Annotated in this window: 23 protein-coding genes and 1 riboswitch; of the genes, 15 read left to right on the forward strand and 8 right to left on the reverse strand. The window is 70.6% G+C overall.

Annotated features, from left to right (window positions below; translation table 11 throughout):
• Positions 1–304 precede the first annotated feature (304 nt).
• From ctaC to IE260_RS29015, 4 genes are all read left to right on the forward strand, one after another.
• Positions 305–1,264 (forward strand): aa3-type cytochrome oxidase subunit II, encoded by a 960-nt coding sequence (gene ctaC / locus IE260_RS29000; protein ID WP_189877144.1) that lies wholly within the window; start codon positions 305–307, stop codon positions 1,262–1,264.
• Positions 1,261–2,997, forward strand: a complete 1,737-nt coding sequence (ctaD, locus tag IE260_RS29005; protein WP_189877146.1) for an aa3-type cytochrome oxidase subunit I — start codon at positions 1,261–1,263, stop codon at positions 2,995–2,997. Before ctaC ends, ctaD begins: the two co-directional genes overlap by 4 nt.
• A complete protein-coding gene (locus IE260_RS29010) occupies positions 2,994–3,392 on the forward strand; it encodes a cytochrome c oxidase subunit 4 (RefSeq protein WP_189877148.1) in 399 nt (132 codons plus the stop codon). The genes ctaD and IE260_RS29010 overlap by 4 nt, the downstream gene beginning before the upstream one ends.
• Before the next feature lie 129 nt (positions 3,393–3,521).
• Positions 3,522–4,790 carry a L,D-transpeptidase gene (locus IE260_RS29015; RefSeq protein WP_189877150.1) on the forward strand — a complete coding sequence of 423 codons (1,269 nt, stop codon included), beginning with the start codon at positions 3,522–3,524 and terminating at the stop codon, positions 4,788–4,790.
• Positions 4,791–4,870: 80 nt separating this feature from the next.
• Here IE260_RS29015 and IE260_RS29020 read toward each other — a convergent pair whose 3' ends face one another.
• Complete coding sequence (locus IE260_RS29020; protein WP_189877152.1) at positions 4,871–5,272, reverse strand: response regulator; 402 nt, start codon at positions 5,270–5,272, stop codon at positions 4,871–4,873.
• 189 nt (positions 5,273–5,461) lie between these two features.
• Between IE260_RS29020 and ctaE the strand changes: the two genes are divergently transcribed.
• The 6 genes from ctaE to IE260_RS29050 all read left to right on the forward strand — a co-directional run bounded on the left by ctaE (position 5,462) and on the right by IE260_RS29050 (position 12,583).
• Positions 5,462–6,082: an aa3-type cytochrome oxidase subunit III gene (ctaE, locus tag IE260_RS29025; protein WP_029393865.1), complete on the forward strand. Its 621-nt coding sequence runs from the start codon at positions 5,462–5,464 to the stop codon at positions 6,080–6,082.
• Between the two features lie 66 nt (positions 6,083–6,148).
• A complete protein-coding gene (gene qcrC / locus IE260_RS29030) occupies positions 6,149–6,958 on the forward strand; it encodes a cytochrome bc1 complex diheme cytochrome c subunit (RefSeq protein WP_189877154.1) in 810 nt (269 codons plus the stop codon).
• On the forward strand, positions 6,955–8,013 hold the full coding sequence (gene qcrA, locus IE260_RS29035; protein WP_189877156.1) for a cytochrome bc1 complex Rieske iron-sulfur subunit: 1,059 nt from the start codon (positions 6,955–6,957) through the stop codon (positions 8,011–8,013). The genes qcrC and qcrA overlap by 4 nt, the downstream gene beginning before the upstream one ends.
• Complete coding sequence (gene qcrB / locus IE260_RS29040; RefSeq protein WP_189877158.1) at positions 8,010–9,647, forward strand: cytochrome bc1 complex cytochrome b subunit; 1,638 nt, start codon at positions 8,010–8,012, stop codon at positions 9,645–9,647. Before qcrA ends, qcrB begins: the two co-directional genes overlap by 4 nt.
• A 126-nt stretch (positions 9,648–9,773) precedes the next feature.
• Positions 9,774–10,838: an anthranilate phosphoribosyltransferase gene (gene trpD, locus IE260_RS29045; RefSeq protein WP_189877160.1), complete on the forward strand. Its 1,065-nt coding sequence runs from the start codon at positions 9,774–9,776 to the stop codon at positions 10,836–10,838.
• 79 nt (positions 10,839–10,917) lie between these two features.
• A riboswitch (SAM riboswitch) is annotated at positions 10,918–11,034 on the forward strand.
• Positions 11,035–11,215: 181 nt separating this feature from the next.
• Positions 11,216–12,583 (forward strand): aminotransferase class V-fold PLP-dependent enzyme, encoded by a 1,368-nt coding sequence (locus tag IE260_RS29050; protein WP_189877162.1) that lies wholly within the window; start codon positions 11,216–11,218, stop codon positions 12,581–12,583.
• On the opposite strand, the gene IE260_RS29055 is transcribed toward IE260_RS29050, so the two are convergent.
• The 7 genes from IE260_RS29055 to IE260_RS29085 form a co-directional block, all read right to left on the reverse strand.
• Positions 12,538–13,731: a glycerate kinase gene (locus tag IE260_RS29055; RefSeq protein ID WP_189877164.1), complete on the reverse strand. Its 1,194-nt coding sequence runs from the start codon at positions 13,729–13,731 to the stop codon at positions 12,538–12,540. The two genes, IE260_RS29050 and IE260_RS29055, sit on opposite strands and share 46 nt — an antisense overlap.
• Positions 13,732–13,743: 12 nt before the next feature.
• Positions 13,744–15,159 carry an SLC13 family permease gene (locus tag IE260_RS29060; RefSeq protein ID WP_189877166.1) on the reverse strand — a complete coding sequence of 472 codons (1,416 nt, stop codon included), beginning with the start codon at positions 15,157–15,159 and terminating at the stop codon, positions 13,744–13,746.
• Between the two features lie 57 nt (positions 15,160–15,216).
• Positions 15,217–15,879 (reverse strand): response regulator transcription factor, encoded by a 663-nt coding sequence (locus tag IE260_RS29065; protein WP_189877168.1) that lies wholly within the window; start codon positions 15,877–15,879, stop codon positions 15,217–15,219.
• 20 nt (positions 15,880–15,899) lie between these two features.
• Entirely contained in the window at positions 15,900–17,381 is a 1,482-nt protein-coding gene (locus tag IE260_RS29070) for a sensor histidine kinase (protein WP_189877170.1), read from the reverse strand.
• Positions 17,311–17,622, reverse strand: a complete 312-nt coding sequence (locus IE260_RS29075) for a small secreted hydrophilic protein (RefSeq protein WP_189877172.1) — start codon at positions 17,620–17,622, stop codon at positions 17,311–17,313. The genes IE260_RS29070 and IE260_RS29075 overlap by 71 nt, the downstream gene beginning before the upstream one ends.
• Positions 17,623–17,703: 81 nt before the next feature.
• Positions 17,704–17,985, reverse strand: a complete 282-nt coding sequence (locus IE260_RS29080) for an Lrp/AsnC family transcriptional regulator (protein WP_189877174.1) — start codon at positions 17,983–17,985, stop codon at positions 17,704–17,706.
• A complete protein-coding gene (locus IE260_RS29085; protein ID WP_189877176.1) occupies positions 17,982–18,743 on the reverse strand; it encodes a rhomboid family intramembrane serine protease in 762 nt (253 codons plus the stop codon). The genes IE260_RS29080 and IE260_RS29085 overlap by 4 nt, the downstream gene beginning before the upstream one ends.
• Before the next feature lie 156 nt (positions 18,744–18,899).
• On the opposite strand from IE260_RS29085, the gene IE260_RS29090 reads away from it, so the two are divergent.
• The 5 genes from IE260_RS29090 (at position 18,900) to IE260_RS29110 (ending at position 24,285) form a co-directional block, all read left to right on the forward strand.
• Entirely contained in the window at positions 18,900–19,139 is a 240-nt protein-coding gene (locus tag IE260_RS29090; RefSeq protein WP_188180961.1) for a hypothetical protein, read from the forward strand.
• Between the two features lie 68 nt (positions 19,140–19,207).
• Positions 19,208–20,551, forward strand: a complete 1,344-nt coding sequence (locus IE260_RS29095; RefSeq protein WP_189877178.1) for an NYN domain-containing protein — start codon at positions 19,208–19,210, stop codon at positions 20,549–20,551.
• A 232-nt stretch (positions 20,552–20,783) separates the two neighbouring features.
• On the forward strand, positions 20,784–21,824 hold the full coding sequence (locus IE260_RS29100) for a C40 family peptidase (RefSeq protein ID WP_189877180.1): 1,041 nt from the start codon (positions 20,784–20,786) through the stop codon (positions 21,822–21,824).
• A 216-nt stretch (positions 21,825–22,040) separates the two neighbouring features.
• Positions 22,041–23,054 (forward strand): C40 family peptidase, encoded by a 1,014-nt coding sequence (locus tag IE260_RS29105; RefSeq protein ID WP_189877182.1) that lies wholly within the window; start codon positions 22,041–22,043, stop codon positions 23,052–23,054.
• 40 nt (positions 23,055–23,094) lie between these two features.
• Positions 23,095–24,285 carry a hypothetical protein gene (locus tag IE260_RS29110; RefSeq protein WP_189877184.1) on the forward strand — a complete coding sequence of 397 codons (1,191 nt, stop codon included), beginning with the start codon at positions 23,095–23,097 and terminating at the stop codon, positions 24,283–24,285.
• The last annotated feature ends 382 nt before the right edge of the window (positions 24,286–24,667 follow it).

Genomic DNA, 24,667 nt, shown 5'->3' on the forward strand with positions numbered 1-24,667 from the left:
CAACAACGCTAAGCGCCCCGGGCGCGAGGCCGCGCCGGCATGCGGCCGTGCCGCCCGGGCGCATGCCGGCCGCGACGGACCGTCAGCCGCCACATAAGCCGCACTCCCGGCCCAGTTGGCGCGCCGTCCCACCCTTTCAGGTCGACCCGCGACGCGTATGCCACCCTCCCCGCGAACCCCCGGAGGGCGTCGGCTAGGGTTTGGTCCGCATAAACATCAAACCCCTGCCCGACGCAGGGCGGCGACCGACCAGCGAGAAGGCCGCAGCCAACCAGCGCGGGCGAGACTCTCGGGAAGGCGCTACGTGAGTCCCAACGGCTCCGACCGCTCGCCGCGGCGCCCGATGCGGCGGAAGCTGCTGCAGGCACTGACCGCGGGCCTGGTCCTGGCGACCGCCACCGGTTGCACATACGAGGACTTCCCCCGCCTCGGTATGCCCACCCCGACCACGGAAGAGGCTCCGCGGATCCTCTCCCTGTGGCAGGGATCCTGGGCTGCCGCGCTCGCCACCGGCGTGCTGGTGTGGGGCCTGATCCTGTGGAGTGCATTCTTCCACCGGCGCAGCCGCACCAAGGTCGAAGTTCCTCCGCAGACCCGGTACAACATGCCCCTCGAGGCGCTGTACACCGTGGTTCCGCTCGTCATCGTGTCGGTTCTCTTCTACTTCACCGCGCGGGACGAGTCCGAGCTCCTCAAGCTCGAGAAGAAGCCCGACGTCACCGTCAACGTGGTCGGCTTCCAGTGGAGCTGGTGCTTCAACTACGTCGAGGGCGTCGAGGGTTCCTCCGGTGACGCCAAGACGTCCAAGGAACTGGCCGCGATCCCCGACCGGTACAAGGACGAGTTCCCGGCGGACGCCGGCGGCGTCTACGACTGCGGTGTCCCGGGCACGGAGAACCCCCAGACCAAGAACCCGGGCCCCACGCTGTGGCTGCCCGAGGGCAAGCGGGTCCGCTTCGTCCTGACCTCGCGGGACGTCATCCACTCCTTCTGGGTGGTGCCGTTCCTGATGAAGCAGGACGTCATCCCGGGCCACACCAACGCCTTCGAGGTGACCCCCAACAAGGAGGGCACCTTCCTGGGCAAGTGCGCCGAACTCTGCGGCGTCGACCACTCCCGGATGCTGTTCAACGTCAAGGTCGTCTCCCCTGAGCGCTATGAGCAGCACCTCAAGGACCTCGCGAAGAAGGGGCAGACCGGTTACGTTCCCGCCGGCATCGCGCAGACGAGCCACGAGAAGAACCGGGAGACGAACAACCTGTGAGCATCCTCAACGAACCCCAGGGTGCCGCGGCAGCAGGATCCCACTATCAGGATGAGCTGCCGGTCCGGCGCCAGAGGCGTGGCGAAGTCGTCGTCAAGTGGCTGACCACCACCGACCACAAGACGATCGGCACGCTGTATCTGGTCACGTCGTTCGCGTTCTTCTGCATCGGTGGCGTGATGGCGCTCTTCATGCGCGCCGAGCTGGCCCGGCCGGGCCTGCAGATCATGTCGAACGAGCAGTTCAACCAGGCGTTCACGATGCACGGCACGGTCATGCTGCTGATGTTCGCGACGCCGCTGTTCGCGGGCTTCGCGAACTGGATCATGCCGCTGCAGATCGGCGCGCCGGACGTGGCCTTCCCCCGGCTGAACATGTTCGCCTACTGGCTGTACCTGTTCGGCTCCCTGATCGCGGTGGGCGGGTTCCTGACCCCGCAGGGCGCGGCCGACTTCGGCTGGTTCGCCTACTCGCCGCTGTCCGACGCGGTGCACTCGCCGGGCATCGGCGGCGACCTGTGGATCATGGGTCTGGCCTTCTCCGGCTTCGGTACCATCCTCGGCTCGGTCAACTTCATCACCACGATCATCTGCATGCGCGCGCCCGGCATGACCATGTTCCGCATGCCGATCTTCACCTGGAACGTGCTGCTGACCGGTGTGCTGGTCCTGCTGGCCTTCCCGGTCCTCGCCGCGGCCCTGTTCGCGCTGGAGGCGGACCGCAAGTTCGGTGCGCACATCTTCGACTCGGCCAACGGCGGAGCCCTGCTGTGGCAGCACCTCTTCTGGTTCTTCGGACACCCAGAGGTGTACATCATCGCGCTGCCGTTCTTCGGCATCGTCAGTGAGATCATCCCGGTGTTCTCGCGCAAGCCGATCTTCGGTTACATGGGTCTGGTCGGCGCGACGATCGCCATCGCCGGTCTGTCGGTGACGGTGTGGGCCCACCACATGTACGTCACGGGCGGCGTGCTGTTGCCGTTCTTCTCGTTCATGACCTTCCTGATCGCGGTCCCGACCGGTGTGAAGTTCTTCAACTGGATCGGCACCATGTGGAAGGGGTCGCTGAGCTTCGAGACCCCGATGCTCTGGTCCACCGGCTTCCTGATCACCTTCCTCTTCGGTGGTCTGACCGGTGTCATCCTGGCCTCGCCGCCGATGGACTTCCACGTCTCGGACTCGTACTTCGTGGTGGCGCACTTCCACTACGTGGTGTTCGGCACGGTCGTGTTCGCGATGTTCGCCGGCTTCCACTTCTGGTGGCCGAAGTGGACGGGCAAGATGCTCGACGAGCGTCTGGGCAAGATCACCTTCTGGACGCTGTTCATCGGCTTCCACGGCACCTTCCTGGTCCAGCACTGGCTGGGCGCCGAGGGCATGCCGCGCCGGTACGCCGACTACCTGGCGGCCGACGGCTTCACCGCCCTGAACACGATCTCCACGATCGCCTCGTTCCTGCTCGGCATGTCCCTCCTGCCGTTCTTCTACAACGTCTGGAAGACCGCCAAGTACGGCAAGCCGGTCGGCGTGGACGACCCGTGGGGCTACGGCCGCTCGCTGGAGTGGGCGACGTCCTGCCCGCCGCCGCGGCACAACTTCACGACGCTGCCGCGCATCCGCAGTGAATCCCCCGCCTTCGACCTGCACCACCCGGAGATCTCCGCTCTAGACCAGCTCGAGAACGTCGGTCACGGTGAGAAGGCCCTCGCTGGCGGCAAGGAGGCCGGCAAGTGAAGATCCAGGGCAAGATGTTCATCTGGCTGAGCGTCTTCATCCTCGCCATCGCGGTCGTCTATGGCGTGTGGTCGAAGGAGCCGGCCGGCACCACGGCCCTCTTCCTGGCCTTCGGTCTGTGCATCATGATCGGCTTCTACCTGGGCTTCACGGCCCGCCGGGTGGACGTCGGCGCGCAGGACAACAAGGAGGCGGACGTCGCGGACGACGCCGGCGAGGTCGGGTTCTTCAGCCCGCACAGCTGGCAGCCGCTGTCCCTCGGCATCGGTGGCGCGTTCGCCTTCCTGAGCATCGCGATCGGCTGGTGGCTGATGTACTTCTCGGCGCCGCTGGTCCTGATCGGTCTGTGGGGCTGGGTCTTCGAGTACTACCGCGGTGAGAACCGCACCCAGTAACACGCGTCGAGCGCTCAGGGGCCCGGACACTCCGACAGGAGGGTCCGGGCCCCTTCGCATGGCCTACGTTTCTCACCCGTCCGGATGATTCAGCGCGCCACCGTTGACGCCCCTCCCTAGCGTGAGGGCATGAACAACACGGTTCATTTCCCGGCGCTGGGGCGCACCGTCGTCGGCTGCACTCTGCTGGTGGTCGCCCTCGGCGCGACCGGCGTCGCGTGCAGCGGTGACGACAACCCGCTCTCGGCCACGCCGTACGACGCGGCGGACCAGATCTCCTTCAACGGACCCACGGACGAGGGGAAGAAGGCCGACCCGGACAAGCCCCTGGAGGTCGTCGCCGAGGGCGCCGACGGACGGATCACGGACGTCACGGCCATGGACGCCACAGGCCGCTACGTGGCGGGCGAACTCTCCGCCGACGGGGCCCGCTGGCACAGCACCTCGCCGCTGGCCGCCAACGCCCGCTACACGGTGCGGGTCAGCACCGAGAACGGCAGCGGGGCGCCCGGCCGCAAGGTGCTCACCTTCGAGACCGGCAAGCACGGAGCCAAGAAGACCCTGAACGTCACCTTCGGGCCCCAGGCGGGCACGTACGGCGTGGGCCAGCCCGTCACGGCCGAACTGAGCCAGCCGGTGAAGGACGAGGCGCAGCGCGCCGTGGTGGAGCGGGCGCTGAAGGTGCAGTCCACGCCCGCCGTGGAAGGCGCCTGGTACTGGGTGGACGACAAGAAGCTGCACTACCGGCCCAGGGAGTACTGGCCCGCCCACGCCACCGTCCAGGTCAGCAGCAACCTCGAAGGCATCAAGATCGGCGACCGGCTGTGGGGCGGCGCGGCCAAGCCCTTGAAGATCAGCACGGGGGACAGCATCGTCGCCCTCACCGACGCCGCCGCGCACACGATGACGGTCCTGCGCAACGGCAAGGAGATCAAGCGGATCCCCGTCACCGCCGGCAAACCCGGCTTCGAGAGCCGCAACGGCGTCAAGGTCGTGCTGGCCAAGGAATCCGTCGTGCGCATGCGCAGCAGCACCGTCGGCATCGCGGAGGGCTCGTCCGAGTCGTACGACATGCCCGTGCACTTCGCCACCCGGGTCACCTGGAGCGGTGAGTACGTGCACGCCGCCCCCTGGTCGGTCGGCTCCCAGGGCTCCGCCAACGTCAGCCACGGCTGCATCGGCATGAGCACCGCCAACGCCCAGTGGTTCTTCGACACCGTCCGCGAGGGCGACATCGTCCAGGTCGTCAACTCCGCCGGCAAGATCATGGAACCGTTCGGCAACGGCTTCGGCGACTGGAACGTGGACTGGACCAAGTGGCGCTCGGGCAGCGCCCTGACGGGCACCCCCCAGGCCGCACCACAGGACACGGCACGACTCCGCCCGACGGCGGTGTGAGCGCCCCGCAAGGGGCGCGGGGCACCGCGCGATCGACGCCGGACGGCCCGCAGCCGCGGACGACGGAAAGGACCGAGCCCCTAGGCGCTCTGCAGGTGCCTCTGCCGCAGCAGAGAGGCCAGAGCACCGGCGAACTCGACGGGCTCCACCGGCAGCGTCACAGCGGCGTCCGCGCGGCTCCACGTGGCCAGCCAGGCGTCCTGGGGCCGCCCGATGAGCAGCAGCACCGGCGGGCACTGGAAGATTTCGTCCTTGATCTGGCGGCACACCCCCATGCCGCCCATGGGCACCGCCTCGCCGTCCAGGACGCAGACGTCGATCCCGCCCTTGTCCAGCTCCCTCACGACGGCGGCCGGAGTCGCGCACTCGACGAACTCGACCACGGGCACGTCCGGAGCCGGCCGCCGGCCGGTGGCGAGCCGCACCTGTTCGCGGGTGTTGGAGTCGTCGCTGTAGACCAGCACCGTGGCGGTCGGCTGCATGCTTCCTCCGATACGCAGTGAAGACTGTCGTAGCCCGTTGCGCGGGATGCTACTCCCTTGGACACCCCGTCAACACCGGTCGGCACATGCCTTCGACGTGCCGTTCGATGGGCCATACGGGCACTGCAGAGGGTGCGGACACTCCGAACGGCACCCCCCGGAGTGAGGGCGGGATAAGCGACCGACATAATGTCGGTCGTGGCGACAGCAACGACAGTAGAAACCGGGCACGCGCACCCGTCGGTCAACCGGCCGAACCTCACCAGCGTCGGAACCATCATCTGGTTGAGTTCCGAGCTGATGTTCTTCGCGGCCCTCTTCGCGATGTACTTCACCCTGCGATCGGTGACCGGCCCGGACTTCTGGTCCGAGAAGGCCGACGCGCTGAACTTCCCGTTCTCCGCGACGAACACCACGATCCTGGTGCTCTCCTCCCTCACCTGCCAGCTCGGCGTGTTCGCGGCCGAGCGCGGTGACGTGAAGAAGCTCCGGATGTGGTTCATCGTCACCTTCGTCATGGGTGCGATCTTCATCGGCGGTCAGGTCTTCGAGTACACGGAGCTGGTCAAGCACGAGGGCCTGTCGCTCTCGTCGGACCCGTACGGCTCGGTGTTCTACCTGACCACCGGCTTCCACGGCCTGCACGTGACGGGCGGTCTCATCGCCTTCCTGCTGGTCCTCGGCCGTACCTACGCGGCCCGGAGGTTCACCCACGAGCAGGCGACCGCCGCCATCGTCGTGTCCTACTACTGGCACTTCGTCGATGTCGTCTGGATCGGCCTCTTCGCCACGATCTACATGATCAAGTAGGCGCGGACCGCTCCCGCGCACATCCCAGAAGCATCGACGCAGAAGATCCTGACACCGGGGTAATCCGTGAAAAAGCTCTCCGCACGACGACGCCATCCGCTGGCGGCGCTCGTCGTACTACTCCTCGCGCTGGCATGCACCGGGGGGCTGTACGCCGTGTTCGCGCCCGCGGACAAGGCGCAGGCCGATGAAACCGCCCAGTCCCTCGCCATCGAAGAGGGCAAGAAGCTCTACGCCGTCGGCTGCGCCAGCTGCCACGGCACCGGCGGTCAGGGCACCACCGACGGCCCGAGCCTGGTGGGCGTGGGCGCCGCGGCCGTCGACTTCCAGGTCGGCACCGGCCGTATGCCGGCCCAGCAGCCGGGCGCGCAGGTTCCGCGCAAGAAGGTCATCTACTCCCAGGCCGAGATCGACCAGCTGGCGGCGTACGTCGCCTCCCTGGGCGCCGGTCCGGCGGTCCCGTCGGAGGAGAAGTACGGCCCGGAGGGCGCGGACATCGCCAAGGGCGGTGAGCTGTTCCGCACCAACTGCGCGCAGTGCCACAACTTCACCGGTAAGGGCGGCGCGCTGACGCACGGCAAGTACGCCCCGACCCTCGAGGACGTCGACCCCAAGCACATCTACCAGGCCATGCAGACCGGCCCGCAGAACATGCCCTCCTTCCCCGACACCACGCTGTCGGAGCAGAACAAGAAGGACATCATCGCGTACCTGAACGCGGTCAACGGTGAGGAGACCGAAAGCCCCGGCGGCCTGAGCCTGGGCGGACTCGGTCCGGTCACCGAGGGCCTGTTCGGCTGGATCTTCGGTCTCGGCGCCTGCATCGCCGTCGCCGTGTGGGTCGCCGCTCGGACCGCAAAGGCCAAGAAGTCATGAGTAGCCAAGACATTCCAGAAGAGAACCTGCCCGCTGAGCAGGGCGCCGCTCACGGCGCGGTAGGCGTCGCGGACGAGGAGCACCCGTTCGCCGACCCGGGCCTGCCGCCCCACGAGCACCGGATCCAGGACGTCGACGAGCGGGCCGCCAAGCGGTCCGAGCGCACGGTCGCCCTGATGTTCACGGTGTCGATGCTGGCCACCATCGGCTTCATCGCCTCGTTCGTGGCGATCGACGTCGACACGTCGGTCTACATCTGGCCGCTCGGCCACATCAGCGCGCTGAACTTCGCGCTCGGTGTGACGCTCGGCATCGCCCTGTTCACCATCGGCGCCGGCGCGGTCCACTGGGCGCGCACCCTGATGTCCGACGTGGAGGTCGCCGACGAGCGCCACGCGATCGAGGCGTCCCCCGAGGTGCGCGAGAAGGTCTTCGCCGACTTCAAGCAGGGCGCCAAGGAGTCCGCGATCGGCCGGCGCAAGCTGATCCGCACCACCATGTTCGGTGCGCTCACGCTGGTGCCGCTCTCCGGCGTCGTCCTGCTGCGCGACCTCGGTCCGCTGCCCGAGGAGAAGCTGCGCCACACCCTGTGGTCCAAGGGCAAGCTGCTCGTCAACATGAACACCAACGAGCCGCTGCGTCCCTCGGACGTCGCGGTCGGTTCGCTGACCTTCGCCAAGCCCGAGGGCCTGGAGGAGCACGACCACGGCTTCCAGAACGAGATCGCCAAGGCCGCCCTGATGATCGTCCGGATCCAGCCGGAGAACATCAAGGACAAGCGCGAGCTCGAGTGGTCGCACGAGGGCATCGTGGCGTACTCGAAGATCTGCACCCACGTCGGTTGCCCGATCTCCCTGTACGAGCAGCAGACGCACCACGTGCTGTGCCCCTGCCACCAGTCCACCTTCGACCTCTCCGACGGCGCCCGAGTGATCTTCGGTCCCGCCGGTCACGCCCTGCCGCAGCTCCGCATCGGCGTGAACGACGAGGGCTACCTCGAAGCGCTCGGCGACTTCGAAGAGCCCGTCGGTCCTGCATTCTGGGAGCGCGGATGAGCACTACAGCGAACACCGATTCCCGCTCACGCGGGAAGGCACCGGCCGGCGAGCGTGTCGCCGACTGGGCCGACGGCCGGCTCGGGATCTACTCCCTGGCCAAGGCCAACATGCGCAAGATCTTCCCGGACCACTGGTCCTTCATGCTGGGTGAGATCTGCCTCTACAGCTTCATCATCATCATCCTCACGGGTGTGTACCTGACGCTGTTCTTCCACCCGTCGATGAACGAGGTGGAGTACCACGGCAGCTACGTCCCGATGCAGGGCCAGCTGATGAGCGAGGCCTACAAGTCGACGCTGGACATCAGCTTCGACGTGCGCGGTGGTCTGCTGATCCGGCAGATCCACCACTGGGCGGCGATCATCTTCCTCGCCGGCATGTTCGTGCACATGATGCGCGTGTTCTTCACCGGCGCGTTCCGCAAGCCGCGTGAGATCAACTGGCTGTTCGGCTTCCTGCTGTTCGTCCTGGGCATGTTCACCGGCTTCACCGGTTACTCGCTCCCGGACGACCTGCTCTCCGGCACCGGTGTCCGCTTCACGCAGGGCGCGATCCTGTCCGTGCCGATCGTCGGCACGTACATCTCGATGTTCCTGTTCGGCGGAGAGTTCCCGGGCGACGACTTCGTCGCACGGTTCTACTCGATCCACATCCTGCTGCTGCCGGGCATCATGCTCGGTCTGGTGGTCGGCCACCTGATCCTGGTCTTCTACCACAAGCACACGCAGTTCGCCGGTCCCGGACGGACCAACAAGAACGTCGTCGGCATGCCGCTGCTGCCGGTGTACATGGCGAAGGCCGGAGGCTTCTTCTTCCTGGTCTTCGGTGTCATCGCCCTCGTCGCCGGCATCGCCACCGTCAACCCGATCTGGGCCCTGGGCCCCTATCGGGCCGACCAGGTGTCGACCGGCGCCCAGCCCGACTGGTACATGGGCTTCGCCGAGGGTCTGGTCCGCGCCATGCCGGGCTGGGAGATCAACCTCTGGGGTCACACGCTCGTCCTGGGTGTGTTCATCCCGCTGGTGATCTTCGGTCTGTTCCTCGCGTTGATCGCCGTCTACCCGTTCATCGAGTCCTGGGTGACCGGCGACAAGCGCGAGCACCACATCCTGGACCGGCCGCGCAACGCCCCGACCCGGACGGCGTTCGGTGTCGCGTGGATCACCGCGTACATGATCATGCTGATCGGTGGTGGCAACGACATCGTCGCGACCCACTTCCACCTGTCGATCAACGCGGTGACCTGGTTCGTCCGCATCGGGTTCTTCGCAGGCCCCGTGATCGCGTTCATCGTCACCAAGCGGATCTGCCTCGGCCTGCAGCGCCGGGACAAGGACAAGGTGCTGCACGGCCGCGAGTCGGGCATCATCAAGCGCCTGCCGCACGGTGAGTTCATCGAGGTGCACGAGCCGCTCAGCCAGGAGCACATGTACACGCTCACCGCGCACGAGCAGTACAAGCCGGCCGAGATCGGCCCGACCGTCGACGAGAACGGCGTCGAGCGCAAGGCCAAGAGCTCCGAGAAGCTCCGCGCCAAGCTCAGCAACGCGTACTACGGCGAGGGGAACCAGATCCCGAAGCCGACCGTCGAGGAGTACAGGGAGATCACGAGCGGCCACGGCCACCACTGATCACCACGTCGCCACACCACGGTCGAAGGGCCCCGTCCGGTCTGCGGACGGGGCCCTTCGCCGTGCCGCGGGCTGGATAGGGTGGAGGCAGACCTGACTCACCTGTCTACGACCCAGGAGCGGCTGATGAGCGCTGTGACCCCCGCTGGAGGCGACACCGCGGCGGGCCGCTCCTGGCCCGCCCTGCTGAACGGCCTGCTCGACGGCCACGACCTGTCCGCGGACGACACCGCCTGGGCGATGGACCTGATCATGCGCGGCGAGGCGACCGACGTACAGATCGCCGGGTTCGCGACGGCCCTGCGGGCCAAGGGCGAGACCGTCGGGGAGATCTCCGGCTGCGTACGCTCGATGTACGAGCACGCGCACGTCATCGAGGTGCCCGGCAGGACCGTCGACATCGTCGGCACCGGCGGCGACGGTGCCAAGACCGTCAACATCTCCACCATGTCGGCGATCGTCATCGCGGGCACGGGCGCGAAGGTCGTCAAGCACGGCAGCCGTGCCGCCTCCTCGGCGTCCGGCGCGTCCGACGTGCTGGAGAAGCTCGGCGTCAATCTGGAGCTGACGCCGAAGCGGGTGGCCGAAGTGGCCGAGGAGGCCGGGATCACCTTCTGCTTCGCGGTGAAGTTCCACCCGGCGCTGCGCCACGTGGCGGCGGCCCGGGGCCAGCTCGGCGTGCGGACGGTGTTCAACTTCCTCGGCCCGCTGACCAACCCGGCGAAGGTGAAGGCACAGGCGGTCGGCGTCGCCGACCCCAGGATGGCCCCGATCATCGCCGGCGTGTTCGCCGAGCGCGGCAACTCCTCCCTGGTCTTCCGGGGCGACGACGGCCTGGACGAGCTGACCACGACGTCCACCTCCCGGGTGTGGGTCGTGCGGGACGGCAAGGTGACCGAGGAGAGCTTCGACCCGCGGGACGTCGGCCTGGAACTGGTCCCGGTGGAGGCGCTGCGCGGTGCCGACGCCTCCTACAACGCCGACGTGGCCCGGCGGCTGCTGAACGGCGAGAGAGGGCCGGTGCGGGACGCGGTGCTGCTGAACGCGGCGGCCGCCCTGGTGGCCCTGGAGGCCGGCGAAGGGCCGCTGACCGAGCGGATCCGGGCCGGGATGGACCGGGCCGCGGAATCGATCGACTCCGGTGCGGCCAGGCGCGTCCTGGAGCGCTGGGTGGCCGCGAGCCACGCGTAGCCCCTTGTGAGGTGAGGTGCGTCCCGCGATCCGGACTCGGGTTGCGGGACGCCGATCTTTTCCCGTACGTTCCTGTGCAGGTCATGAGTGACAGTCATTCGGCCCCGGCCGACTGTCCGGCAACCCTCCGTCCGTGGCGGGGTGCCCCGGGTGAAGACCAGGCCGTGGACAGCAAGGTCCACGGCAAGCGCGGACCCCTCGCGCGCTCCTGAAGGAGCGCGGGGCCAGGGGTCCTGGTCGTTCGAGGGAGCCTTCCGTGAATCAGCGAATGCGTTAGGGCCGCAGAGCCCCGCCTCCGCACACCCCTTTCACCTTCTCCCACGCCCGAGCCGTGTGCGCTCGCGTGGTGATTCCGCCTGACCTCACGGGAGTTCGCCATGTCCGTCTCCACCGCTGCCGCCGACCAGTCCGTTTGTGCGCCGCTGCCCGTTCTGGGGCGAGATGTCACCGTCCCGCTCGTCACCGGCGGCGAGGTCACCTACGCCGCGCTCGACTACGCCGCCAGCGCGCCCGCGCTGCAGCGGGTCTGGGACGACGTGGCCGCCTACGCCCCGTACTACGGCAGCGTGCACCGCGGTGCCGGGTACCTGTCGCAGCTGTCGACGGACCTGTTCGAGAACGCCCGCAGGTCCGTCGCGGAGTTCCTCGGCTGCCGGAGCGGCGACCAGGTGGTGTTCACCCGGTCCACCACCGACTCCCTCAACCTGCTCGCCGGCGCCCTCCCGGACGACTGCCGGGTCTTCGTCTTCGAGACCGAGCACCACGCCTCGCTGCTGCCCTGGCGGGACGCTCAGGTCACCTACCTCGACGCCCCCGGCAGCCCGGACCAGGCGGTCGCGACGCTGGAGCGCGCCCTCGCCGCCCGCGACCCCTACGGCCCCGCCCTGGTCTGCGTGACCGGCGCCTCCAACGTCACCGGCGAGCTCTGGCCGGTGCGCGAGCTGGCCGCCGCCGCGCACGCGCACGGTGCCCGGATCGTGCTCGACGCCGCCCAGCTCGCCCCGCACCACCCGGTGAGCGTGAGCGACCTGGACGTCGACTGGGTCGCCTTCTCCGGGCACAAGCTGTACGCGCCGTTCGGCTCCGGCGTGCTGGCCGGCCGCGCCGACTGGCTGCGCGAGGCCGAGCCGTACCTCGCGGGCGGCGGCGCCAGCCGCCGGGTCACCCGGCGCACCGACGGCGGCGTGGACGTGGAGTGGCACGACAGCGCCGCCCGCCACGAGGCCGGGTCCCCCAACGTCATCGGTGCCTACGCCATCGCCTCGGCCTGCAAGGCCCTCACCGAGGCCGGCTTCGACACGCTGGTGGCCCGCGAGCGGTACCTGATCGGCAAGGTGCGGGAGGGGCTCGCCGAGGTGCCCGAGGTGCGGGTCCTGTCCCTCTTCGGTGACGACGCCCCCCGCGTCGGTGTGATCTCCTTCGTCGTCGAGGGCTGGAACAGCTCCCACTTCGCCGCCGCGCTCTCCGCCGAGTACGGCATCGGCGTGCGCGACGGCCTCTTCTGCGCCCACCCGCTGGTGCGCACCCTCCTGGGCAGCGACCCGCAGACCCAGGGCGAGTGCGGCGCCCCGGAGGCGGCTCCGGGGGAGAAGTCCCTCAACGCGATCCGCGTGAGCTTCGGCGCGGGCACCCCGGACGAGCACGTGGAGCGGTTCGTGACCGCCGTGAAGGAACTCGTACGGGACGGAGCCCGGTGGAACTACCGTACCGAGGACGGCCGTTGCGTGCCGGACACCTCCGCGTGAACCGGTAGCCGGGCGCCCAGGAGCACCATCCTCAGGGCGCGTTCCGTGGCGTCCGTGAGGAGTTCGGCGGCGCGCACGAGGGCCTCGGCCAGGGCCATCGGCGCCGGCAGGATGCCGTGGCAGGCGTCCACGCCCGGCACGTCGTGCGCGCCCTCTCCGAGGGTGCCCGCCAGGGCCAGGACCGGGCGGCCGTGCAGCTTGGCGCGGCGGGCCACCTCGGCCGGCACCTTGCCGCGCGGGGTCTGCCGGTCCAGGGCGCCCTCGGCGGTGAGCACCAGGTCGGCCCGGGCGAGGCGGGCGTCCAGGTCGAGGTGGTCCAGCAGCACGTCGAAGCGGGGCAGGAGGCGGGCGCCGAGGGCGGCGAGGCCCGCGCCCAGACCGCCCGAGGCGCCGGTGCCGGGGCCGAGGCGCAGGTCGGTGTCGGTGACGCCGAGGTCGCGGGTGAGGACGCGGGCCCAGTTCTCCAGGCCGGCCGACAACTGCTCGACCTGTGCCGGGGTCGCCCCCTTCTGCGGGCCGAACACCCGGGCCACGCCGCGCTCGCCGCACAGCACGTTGAAGGGATTGCAGGCGACGAGCAGCTCGACGTCCCTCAGCCGGGCGTCCAGCCCGGACGGGTCGATGCGTGCGAGGCGAGTCAGCTCCCGTCCGCCGGGCGGGAGTTCGAAGCCGTCGGCGTCCAGCAGCCGGGCGCCGAGCGCCTGGAGCGCTCCCGCGCCCCCGTCGGACGTACCCGAGTCGCCGCAGCCGACGAGGATGCGCCGCACGCCGGTGTCGAGCGCGGCGCGGACCAGTTCGCCGACGCCGTACGTCGTCGTCGCGCCCGGGTCGCGCAGGGCCCGCGGGACCAGGGCGAGGCCGGCGACGGCGGCCATCTCGACCACCGCCGTCCCCTGGGTGCCGAGCAACGCGAAGTGGGTGCCGACGGATTCGCCGACGGGACCGGTGGCGGCCAGCGCGACCAGCCGCCCGCCCGTCGCGGCGGCCAGCGCGGTGGCGGTGCCCTCACCGCCGTCCACCAGCGGGATCCGGTCGATCTCGGCGTCCGGCAGGACGCGGCGCACGCCCGCGGCGATGGCGTCGGCGGCGGCCTGGGCGGACAGGGACTCCTTGAAGCCGCTGGGGGCTACGACGACACGGTTCAGCACGATACGGCTCCTTCAACGGGTCACGGGTACGCCGAGCAGCGGCCAGACGGCGGCGGCGAAGAGCAGGACGAGCGCGGCGGTCAGCGGGGCCAGTACGGCCGACAGACGCAGCAGGTCGCGCGGGGTGTAGGTGGGGGTGCCGGGGATGTCCGCGAAGAGCGTGACGGGCTTGGCGGAGGCCGGCAGCGTGTGGCAGAAGCCGGCGGCGGCGGTGGAGGCGAGTGCGGCGGCGACCGGGTTGACCCCGGCGCCCACGGCCGCGGCGATCACCAGCGGGACCAGTACCGAGGAGCGGGCCGAGCGGGACTGGAGGACCAGGTGCGCCGCAGTGCTGACGACGACCACGACGGTGAGGAAGACGGCCGGGGTGACGTGCGCGGGCAGTCCGGACACCAGCCATTTCGCCGCCCCGGAGTCGGCGAGCGCGACGCCCATCGCCATCGTCGCCGCCATGAACAGCAGCAGCGACCAGGGGACGGTCTTCAGCGCGTCCTTCAGCCGGACGGTGCCCAGCGCGGGGGAGGAGGCGACGACCGCGCCGATCAGCGCGACCACCGCGGGCGGGACCCGGTGCAGCGGCTCGCTGCACCACAGGGCCACGACGGTGGCCAGCAGCAGGGCGCAGCGCTTCTCCTCCTGCGTCCAGGGACCGGTGACGGGGCTGTCGCTGTGCCGCTGTATCTCCTCGGCCGTGATGCGTACGGGGCCCTTGCGGTCCGCTCGCCGGGTCGTCGTCCACAGCACGGCCTCGGCGGCCAGATGGGAGGACGCCACCGCCAGCGGCAGGCCCAGCAGCAGCCACTGGGTGAAGCCGATGCGGTCCCCGGTGGCCTCCCACAGCACCGACACGGTGATCAGGTGCGCGCCCGCGCCGATCAGGGTCGCGACCGCCGACAGGAGGATCACGGTCGGGAACAGCAGCGCCAGCATCACGACCAGTCGCTTCCGGTCGGCGAGGGCCTTGGCGAGGGCGAGGAACACCGGCAGCGCGAGCGCGGCCCGGCCCGAGGTCGCGGGCACCGCGAACGCCGTGACGACCAGCGCGGCCGTGGTCAGGTGGACCAACTGCCGTACGCTGCGCGCCCCGCCCACCAGGAACGCCGCCGCCCGCCCCGCGAGCCCGGTCCGGGCCACCGCGGCCGCCAGGACGAAGGCGCAGATGAGCAGCCACACGGTGGAGTCACCGAGGGTGCCGAAGAGGGTGTCGCTGCTGATGACGCCGGTGGCGGTCAGCGCCAGTCCGGCGCCGAGCGCGATGTACGTGTCGTCGATCGGCGTACCGATCCAGGCGCAGGTCGCCAGCGCGAACACGGCGAAGGTCAGGCGCGCGTCACCGCTCAGGCCGGGGAAGTTGACGGGGACCGCCAGCAGCGCGCACAGGGACAGTGCCACGCACAGGGCCGCCGCGAGTCGGAGATTCAACGTCACGACATCGAGGGTTCACTCGCGTCGTGAAACCCCAATGAGCCGGACATGAAGGAGATTTCACGCGGGCAGCCGGTACCCCATGCCCCGTACCGTCTCCACCTGATGGGGCCCCAGCTTCTTGCGCAGCGCCCGTACGTACACGTCGACGATGTTGGATCCGGGGTCGAAGTCGTAGCCCCAGACGTGGGAGAGGATCTGCTCGCGGGACAGCACCTGCCCGGGATGCCTCAGGAACAGTTCCAGCAGTACGAACTCACGGGCCGTCAGGTCCACGGTCCGCTCACCGGCCCGGGCCCGGCGCGTGCGCAGGTCCAGGGAGAGGCCGCCGGTCCTGAGCACCGTCACCTCCGGTGCCCGGGCCGCCGTGCGCAGCCTGAGCCGTACCCGGGCGAGCAGTTCCTCGAAGCGGAACGGCTTGGTCATCCAGTCGTCGGCGCCGCCCTCCAGGCCGGCCACCGTGTCCCGTACCGAGTCCCGCGCGGTCAGCACGATCACCGGGGTGGTCACCCGGGACTCGCGCAGCTCGCGCAGGACCGTGAAGCCGTCCCGGCCGGGCAGCCCGATGTCCAGGACCACCAGGTCGAAGCCGCCGGTGAGGGCGTACTCGTAGGCGGCGTCGCCGTCGGCGACGACGGTGGTGGTGAAGCCGTTGGCGCGCAGGCCCTTCTCGACGAAGGAGGCGATGCGCTCCTCGTCCTCCACGATGAGGATGCGGTTCATGGACGTGCCTCTTCCTGGAATCAGTCGAGCGTCAGTACGAAGGTGGCGCCGCCGCCCTCGGTGTCGTGCAGGCCGACCCGCCCGCCGTGGCCCTCCGCGATCGCCTTGACGATGGACAGCCCGAGCCCGGCACCCGAGCCGCGCACCCCGCGCCGGGCCGTGCCGCGCCGGAACCGCTCGAAGATCACCTCGGCGTCCTGCGGCTGGACTCCGGGCCCGGAGTCGGCGACGTACAGCTCGACCCGGGGACCGTCGGCGCGTGAGCCGATGCGGATGGTCTGGCCGGGGACGGTGTGCTGCACGGCGTTCTGCGCGAGCTGCACCATCGCCTGCGTGATCCGCTGCGGGTCCAACAGCGTCTCCCGGTCGGCGACTTCGGCGAGCTGCCAGTCGCGCTCGCCGAGCGTGCGGGCCTTGACGTAGACGTCGGCGGTGAGTTCGGCGAGCTGGACCGGCTCGGGGCTGACGAAGTCGGGGCGTTCGGCCTTGGCGAGCAGCAGCAGGTCCTCCACGATGCGGCTCATCCGGTCCAGTTCGTCGGTGACCAGACGGACGGTCTCCTCCCGCTCCGCCGGGTCGTCGCCCATGAGTTCCAGATGGCCGCGCACGATGGTGATGGGAGTGCGCAGTTCGTGGCCCGCGTCGTCGACGAACCGGCGCTGGGTGGCGAAGGCCCGTTCCAGCCGGTCGAGCATGGCGTTGAACGTCTCCGCGAGGGCGGCCACGTCGTCGTGGCCGTGCACCGGGATGCGCCGGGTCAGGTCCTGCTCGGTGAGCTGGGCGGCGGTGGTGCGCACCAGGCGTACCGGCTTGAGGATCCGCCCCGCGACCACCCAGGCGATGCCGGTCGTCATCAGCAGGGCGACCCCGGAGATGGCGAGCAGCACGCGGAACACCTCGTCCGCGCGCGCCTTCTCCCGCCCCGGGTGGAAGGCGACCACGAACGCGGCCTCCGGTTCGCCGCCGTACCGGGCCACGGTGACCTTGGCCCAGCGGATCTCCCCCTGCGGCCGGTGCAGGGTGCCGGTGGCCTCGGACGAGCCGAAGATGCGGCGCCGGGCGTCGGCGTCCTCATGCAGGGGCAGGGAGACCGGGATCTCGCGCTGCTGGATGATCTGCGTCGGGACGGTGCCCGGCCGGCCCACCAGCCCGATCAGCTCCTCGTCCAGGTCGGCGTACTGCCGCTCCAGGAAGACCCGCAGCAGCCGGCCCGGGTCGGTGAAGGGGCGGCCGGTCTCCGGGTCGAAGCCCTGCTCCTCGAAGTTGGCGAACTCGCCGGCCTCCTGCGCGAGCAGGCCGTTGATCCGCTGGTCGGTGTCCCGCAGCAGGATCGAACGGGTGGTGGCGGCCACCGAGGCGAGTGCGACCGCCATCACGAGCAGCAGCCACAGCAGGATGCGGACCCGGGCAGATATCCGCCGGCGGTCACGGTCAGCCGTCGTCGGCCGGTCCGTCGTCGGCGGGGCCGTCGTCCCCGGTGTTCCGGCCGCGGTCGTCGTCATCGTCGTCATCCGGAGGGCTGTCGGTCACCGGCGGCCGGGACACCACCTGGTCGCCGGGGCTCGGCGTCGGCTCGGGCCGGGAGGAGGCGGGCGAAGGCGTGGGGGAGCCGCTCTCCAGCTCCACCTTGGCGGGGACCTTGGGCTCCTGCGGACTGTCGGTGAGGGCGAAACTGGTCGCCGCGATGCCGAGGGGGATCAACACGACGGCGGCCAGTGCCGCCATCCGGCGGGAAAAGACCATGCTCCTGATCCTGCGCCCGGCACCCGAGGATGCGGATGAGCCCGGGATGAAGAACTCTTCATCCGCGGGCACGCCCGTACCTCAGTTGTCCAGACCGATCGCGAAGGCCGCTTCCAGGTCGTGCTGCGAGTACGTACGGAACGCCACGTGCGTGTCCGTGCCCTCCACACCCGGGATCTTGCTGATCCGGCCGGGGATGACCTCCGCCAGGTCCTCGTGCTGCTTCACCCGCACCATGGCGATCAGGTCGTAGGTGCCGGTGACGGAGAAGACCTCGCTGACGTTCTCCAGCGCGGCGATCTGCTCCGCGATCTCGGGAATCCGGTCCACGCTGGTCTTGATGAGGACGATCGCGCTGATCACGGCTGGTTCTCTCCCTCGGGGGCCGTCGCTGGGGCGGTTCTCACTCTAGTCGCACGCCCGAACCGCACCCCGGCGAAGACGAAGCCCAGCCCGAAGCCCACCAGGTGCGCGAGGTACGCCACCCCCGGGCCGTCCCCGGCCCGCCCGGCCGCCGTCCACTGCAGGGCCGCCCAGAACGGCAGCACGAGCCAGGCCGGGAAGCGCAGCGGCAGGAAGAACAGGAAGGGCAGCAGGCTGGTGACCCGGGCGCGGGGGAGCAGGAAGAGGAAGGCGCCGAGGACCGCCGAGATCGCCCCCGAGGCGCCGACCAGGGACTCCTCGGAGCCGGCGTTGGCCGCCGCGTAGCCGAGCAGCGCCAGGTAGCCGCAGCCGAGGTAGAACAGGGCGAACTGGAGGCGGCCCATCCGTTCCTCGGTCAGCGCGCCGAAGACGTAGAGGAAGAGCATGTTGCCGAGGAGGTGGACCCAGCTGCCGTGGACGAACAGGGCCGTGGCCGGGGTCAGGGCGGCCCGGGGGGAGTCCTCGAACAGGTCTGCGGGGATCACGCCCCAGCGCCGGAAGTAGGCGCGCTGCGCGGCGAGCAGCTCGTCGCCGGAGCCGTACGCCGGATTCAGCCCCGCCGCGGGGCCGACCAGGAACAGCAGGCAGCACAGGGCGATCAGTCCGTAGGTCACCGGCGCCGCCGAGCCCCGTGAGGTGCGGGTCCTGCCGAGTGCTCCGATCGTCCTGGCGGCCACCGTGCTCCAGTTGCGGATCATGGATACAGAGCATGACGTAACGGGACGCAACCGCCCAGGTCGCCTCGCCGCCGTGGACGGACGGGCGTCGGGTACCCGCCAGGCCGTAGGGTTACGTGCCATACGCACCGGGGAGCCCGGCGCGTCACCGACACTGGAAGAAAGCGAACAGTCACGATGACGGTTCCCCTGCCGACCGCCACGACCCGGTGGCGCTGCACCCTCTGCGGCAACCTCACCCGCTTCGACGTGACCCGCGCGTCGAAGGTCGTCGAGTACGTCCACCTCGATCTGGCCGGCGAGCCGAAGGTCGAGGAGCGCGAGGTGCTCAGTGAGACGATCGAGTCGGTGCGGTGCCGCTGGTGCAACGCGGTGGACCAGGTCGAACTGGTGGACAGGCCGGGTGCCGATTCCTGACCGGAGCGGGCCGGCGCACAGCCGGTCCCGTACCGTACCGGGATCGCGCAGAGGTATTGGGGTGACGGATGGTGGAGACACACGGCGGGGGGCCGGGCGACGGCGCCGCTGAGGTGCTCGACCGGCCGCTGCCCGACGGAGTGCGCCGCAGGGTCGTGCACATAGTGTCCGACGGCTTCGGCGGGCTCACCCCCGGCGAACTGCCCGCACAGCTGAGGCAGTACGCCCGGTTCACGCCGAGCCGTCGGGTCAAGTTCGCGGGCAACGCCATGGCCGCCGCCCTGGAGACCGATCCGCTGTTCCGGCAGCGCATCGGCGAGAAGTTCAGAGAAGCCCAGCCGGAACTGGCCGGCGCTCTCGACTCCGGCTCCCCGCCCCCGGCCGCGGACCCGCTCGACGTGGCGGCCGCGGCCTACGTACTGCGGCCGCACGGCTGGGTGAAGCTGGTGACCGCCGCCGGCGAGGAGGCGCAGCGCGCCGACGCCGAGCGGGCCGACGAGGAGAGCCGGGCGGAACTGGAGCGGCTGCGCGAGGAACTGGCCCGCGCCCGCGAGCACACCAGGGCCGAGACCGAGCGGCTGCGCGGCGAGCTGGAGGCGGCCAAGAAGGAGGCCGAGTCGCTGCACCGCAAGCTCCGCTCCGCCCTCAGCGACGTCAAGCGCGGCGAGGCGGCGCTGCGCAAGGTGCACGCCGAGATCGAGGCCGTGCGTGCCGAGGGGCAGCTGCAGGTGTCCGCCGCCGAGAGCGAGACCCGGCGCCTGAAGACCCGGCTCGGGGAGGCGGAGGCCGCCCTGGAGGCCACCCGCAGGGCCGCCCGCGAGGGTCGCAGCGTGGAGGACATGCGCGTACGGCTGCTCCTGGACACCCTGCTCGACGCGACTCAGGGCCTGCGCCGTGAGCTGGCGCTGCCGCCGGTGTCGGTGCGGCCGGCGGAAACGGTGGACGCGGTGGAGCCGGGCCGTATGACGCCGAAGGACATCGCCGCCCGCGCGCTGTCCGAGAACGACCCCGCCATCCTCGACCAGCTCCTCGCGCTGCCCCAGGCGCATCTGGTCGTGGACGGCTACAACGTCACCAAGACCGGCTATCCGCAGATGCCGCTGGAGAAGCAGCGGCTCAGGCTGCTCGGGCAGCTCTCCCAACTGGCGGCGCAGACCGGCGCCGAGATGACCTGTGTCTTCGACGGGGCCGAACTGGCGGCACCGGTGCTGCTCGCACCGCCGCGCGGCGTGCGGGTGCTGTTCTCCAAACCGGGCGTCACCGCCGACGAGTTGATCCGCCAGCTGGTGCGCGCCGAGCCGCCGGGCCGGCCGGTCATCGTCGTCTCCACCGACCGCGAGGTCGCCGACGGGGTGGCCCGTGCGGGGGCGCGGCCGGTGGCGTCGGCGGTCCTCCTCAAGCGGCTTTCCTAGCCCCTGGTTCACTTCCGTCCCAACCGCAACGTAGGGGCCCTATGCCCGAATTGACGGAACCGTCACGCAACGTAGCGTCAACCGGGTATCACTGCATGTGAGTTGACGGCAAAGAATGCGGTGCGTAACCGGGATTTTTCGGCGGAGGATTTGAACTGATCACGAGTGGGTCACTAGGGTCTGCCTTCGAACCCGCGATCGGGTGATCACTCTCGAGAAGGAGCTCGTCTCCGTGGCGTCCCACCGTCGTCCCAAGCAGCCGAGCCGCGCGCGCGTGACCGTGCTCACCACCGCTGCCGCCGCCGCTGTCGTCCTCAGCTCGCAGGCCGCCAACGCCGCGCCGAGCGAGAAGCCGAACAAGGACGAGGTCAAGGCCAAGGTCGACAAGCTCTACGAAGAGGCGGAGCAGGCCACCGAGAAGTACAACGGGGCCAAGGAGAAGCAGGAGAAGCTCCAGAAGGAGATCTCCACCATCCAGGACAACGTCGCCCGCGGCCAGGAGGAGCTCAACGAGCTGCGCGACGGCCTCGGTTCGATGGCCAGCGCCCAGTACCGCTCCGGCGGCATCGACCCCTCGCTCCAGCTCTTCCTCTCCGCCGATCCGGACGACTACCTGGACAAGGCCTCCACGCTGGACCAGCTGAGCGGTCAGCAGGTCGAGGCGCTGAAGAAGATCCAGGAGAAGCAGCGCGACCTCGCCCAGCAGCGCAGCGAGGCGTCCGAGAAGCTCAAGGACCTCTCCTCCACCCGCACCGAGCTGGGCAAGAAGAAGAAGGAGGTCCAGGGCAAGCTGGCCTCCGCGCAGAAGCTGCTCAACACGCTCACCGCGCAGGAGAAGGCCGCCCTCGCCGCCGAGGAGGAGCGCGCCACCCGCAGCAGCGAGCGCGAGGTCCTGTCCGGCTCCACCGCGTCCGCCTCCGGCCGGGCCGGCGCCGCCTTCGCCGCCGCCCAGAGCAAGATAGGCACGCCCTACGTCTACGGCGCCACCGGCCCGTCCTCCTTCGACTGCTCGGGCCTGACCTCCTGGGCCTACGGCCAGGCCGGCGTCGGCATCCCGCGCACCTCCGAGGCCCAGGCCAACTACGGCACGCGCATCTACTCGATGAGCGACCTGAAGGTCGGCGACCTGGTCTTCTTCTTCAACGACCTGCACCACGTCGGCCTCTACGCCGGCAACGGCCAGGTCCTGCACGCCCCCCGCACCGGCACGGTCGTCCGGTACGAGTCGATGAACACCATCGGCGGCCCGTTCATGTTCGGCGTCCGGGTCTGACCCGGACCGCCCCCGAGACGGGCGAAGACCCGCACCCCCTGCCGCCCGATCGGGCGAATCACGACAGGGCCGTCTGACTCCCCGCCCCGCCGCTGACCTGCGTCATCGGCGGGGCGTCGCGTTGCGCGCCCCCTCCCGGTCGTTGGTCGGCACACCGCCGCGGGGCTACTGTCTGCCGCGTTTCCCTGTCCGCCAGCGGAAGGAGTGCGGCTTCCCGTGGGGTCCCATCGCCGCCTTGCACCAACCGGGTTCGCACGCGGCGCCGGCGCCGCCGCCGGGCTCGTCACCGTAGCCGCCGCGGTCCTGGGCGCCGTACCGGCCGCCGCCGCGCCGCACGACGACACCCGGGCCGAGGTGGACCGCCTCTACGCGGAGGCCGAGAAGGCGACCGAGGCGTACAACAAGGCCGACGAGCGCACCGACGCGCTGCGCAAGCAGGTCGGCACCGCACAGGACGCCGTCGCCCGGCAGCAGGAGCGCATCAACACCATGCGGGACGCGCTCGGCTCGCTGGCCGGCGCCCAGTACCGCTCCGGCGGCCTCGACCCGTCGCTGGCGCTGCTGCTCTCCGCCGACCCGGAGGACTACCTCGACAAGGCATCCGTCCTCGACCGGATCAGCACCCACCAGGCCGGTGAGCTCAAGGAGCTTCAGCGGGCCATGCGCGACCTCACCGAGGACCGCGCCGAGGCCGCCCGGAAACTCGCCGAGCTGGAGAAGGGCCGCAAGGCCGTCGCCGCCCACAAGAAGACTGTGGAGCGCAAGCTCGCCGAGGCCCGGCGGCTGCTCAACTCCCTCCCGGAGGACGCACGCGACGCCTACGACCGCGCCTCCCGCGCGGATCGCTCCGACCTGTCCGGCCCGGCCGGTGCCGGTCCCTCCTCCGGCCGGGCGGCGGCCGCCTTCGCCGCAGCCCGCTCCGCACTCGGCAGGCCCTACATCTGGGGCGCCAACGGGCCCGGCGGCTTCGACTGCTCCGGCCTGACCCAGTGGTCGTACGCCCAGGCCGGGGTGGCCCTGCCGCGCACCTCGCAGGCGCAGCGGTACGCCGGCCGGCAGATCCCGCTCTCCCAGGCGCGGCCCGGCGACCTGGTCGCCTACCGGGACGACGCCAGCCACATCGGCATGTACGCGGGCAACGGCCAGGTGATCCACGCGCCCTACCCCGGCGCCCCGGTGCGCTACGACCCGGTCGGCATGATGCCGATCTCCTCGGTCACCAGGGTCTGACCTCTGACCCGCGCGGCCCTGCCCCCGTACGATCGGAAAGGTGGCTGGTCGAAGGCGGGTCCCGGGATCCTCGGTGGTGGTGCTGTGCCTGCTGCTCGTCGCCCTGGTGGCCTGCGGCGGCCGGACCGCCGCCGACCCCGCCCGGGCCGAGGTGCAGCGGGTGCTGGACCTGCGTGCGGCGGCCGTCCTCGACCACGACGAGGCCGACTACGCGCGCACGGGCACGCGCGCCGGGTTCGGCAACCTGCGCGCGGTGCCCCTGGCCGACTGGTCGTACCGCGTGCGGGACCTGGACCGCTCCGGCGACACCGCCACCGCCGACGTCGACCTGCGCTACCGCATCGAGGGCCACGACAAGGGAGCCGTCACCACCGCCCGCACCCTGCGGCTGAGCCGGGAGGAGGACGGGCGGTGGCGCGTCGACTCCGACCGGCCCGCCGAGAAGTCCCCCCAGCAGCCGTGGGACCAGGGCGCGGTGCGGGTCGTTCGCGGCGAGAGCAGCCTGGTGCTCGGTGTCGGGCAGTCCACCGAGGCGCTGCGCCGCTTCGCGGACCTGGCGGACAACGCGGTACCGGCCGTGTCGGACGCCTGGGACGGCGCCTGGGCCCGGCGCGTCGTCGTCCTCGTGCCCCGGTCCCTGGAGGGGATGGCGGGGCTGCTCGGCTCGCCCGCCTCCTCCTACCGCGGGATAGCGGCGGTCACCACCGGCGAGACCGGCGGTCCCGCCGACGCCCCCGCGGACCGGATCATCGTCAACCCGGACGCGTACGGGCTGCTCGGCACCCTCGGCAAACAGGTCGTGCTCACCCACGAGACCACCCACGTCGCCACCCGGGCCGCCACCACCGCCGCCACTCCGCTGTGGCTGTCCGAGGGGTACGCCGACTGGGTCGGCTACCGGGGCAGCGGCCGCTCCCCGGCCCAGGCCGCCCCCGAGCTGTCCCGCGCGGTGTCCGAGGGACGCCTGCCCGGGGCGTTGCCGACGGACGACGACTTCGGCTTCACCGGTGACGGGGCCGAGCTGGCACGCGCCTACGAGGGCGGCTGGATGGCCTGCCGGATGATCGCCGAGCACTGGGGCGAGGAACGGCTGGACGCCTTCTACCGGGCCGTGGGGGCCCACGACAAGCGCGAGGGGGCCGTCGAGGACGCGATGGACACCGTGCTCGGCACCACGCCGGAGGAGTTCACGACGCGGTGGCGGGACTACCTGCGGGCGCAGTTCCGCTGACGCGACCGACGCCGGGCGGTCGCCCCGGTCCGGATCCCCGCGCCGAGCCGGGTGCCGGACCTGCGCGGTCCGGCGTCTCCGCGGCCCCGGTGGGCCGGGACCCGCGTGTCCGTGCCGAACGTCGGGCCGGATCCGTTCGCGCCGGCTGTCGGCCGTGGTCGGTGTCTCTGTGTCGGCTGTCGGCCGGTCCTGTCGGTCGCTTCGTCCGTCGGTGGGCTCGTGTGTCCGCCTTGTCCGTGGGGCGGGCCCGCGTGTCCGTGTCGGTCGTCGGGCCGGGTTCGTCGTGTCGGGTGTCGGCGGGGGGCGGTGTCTCTGTGTCGGCTGTCGGCCGGTCCTGTCGGTCGCTTCGTCCGTCGGTGGGCTCGTGTGTCCGCCTTGTCCG

Origin of the sequence: Streptomyces viridiviolaceus (assembly GCF_014650995.1) — a bacterium.
GTDB lineage: Bacteria > Actinomycetota > Actinomycetes > Streptomycetales > Streptomycetaceae > Streptomyces > Streptomyces viridiviolaceus.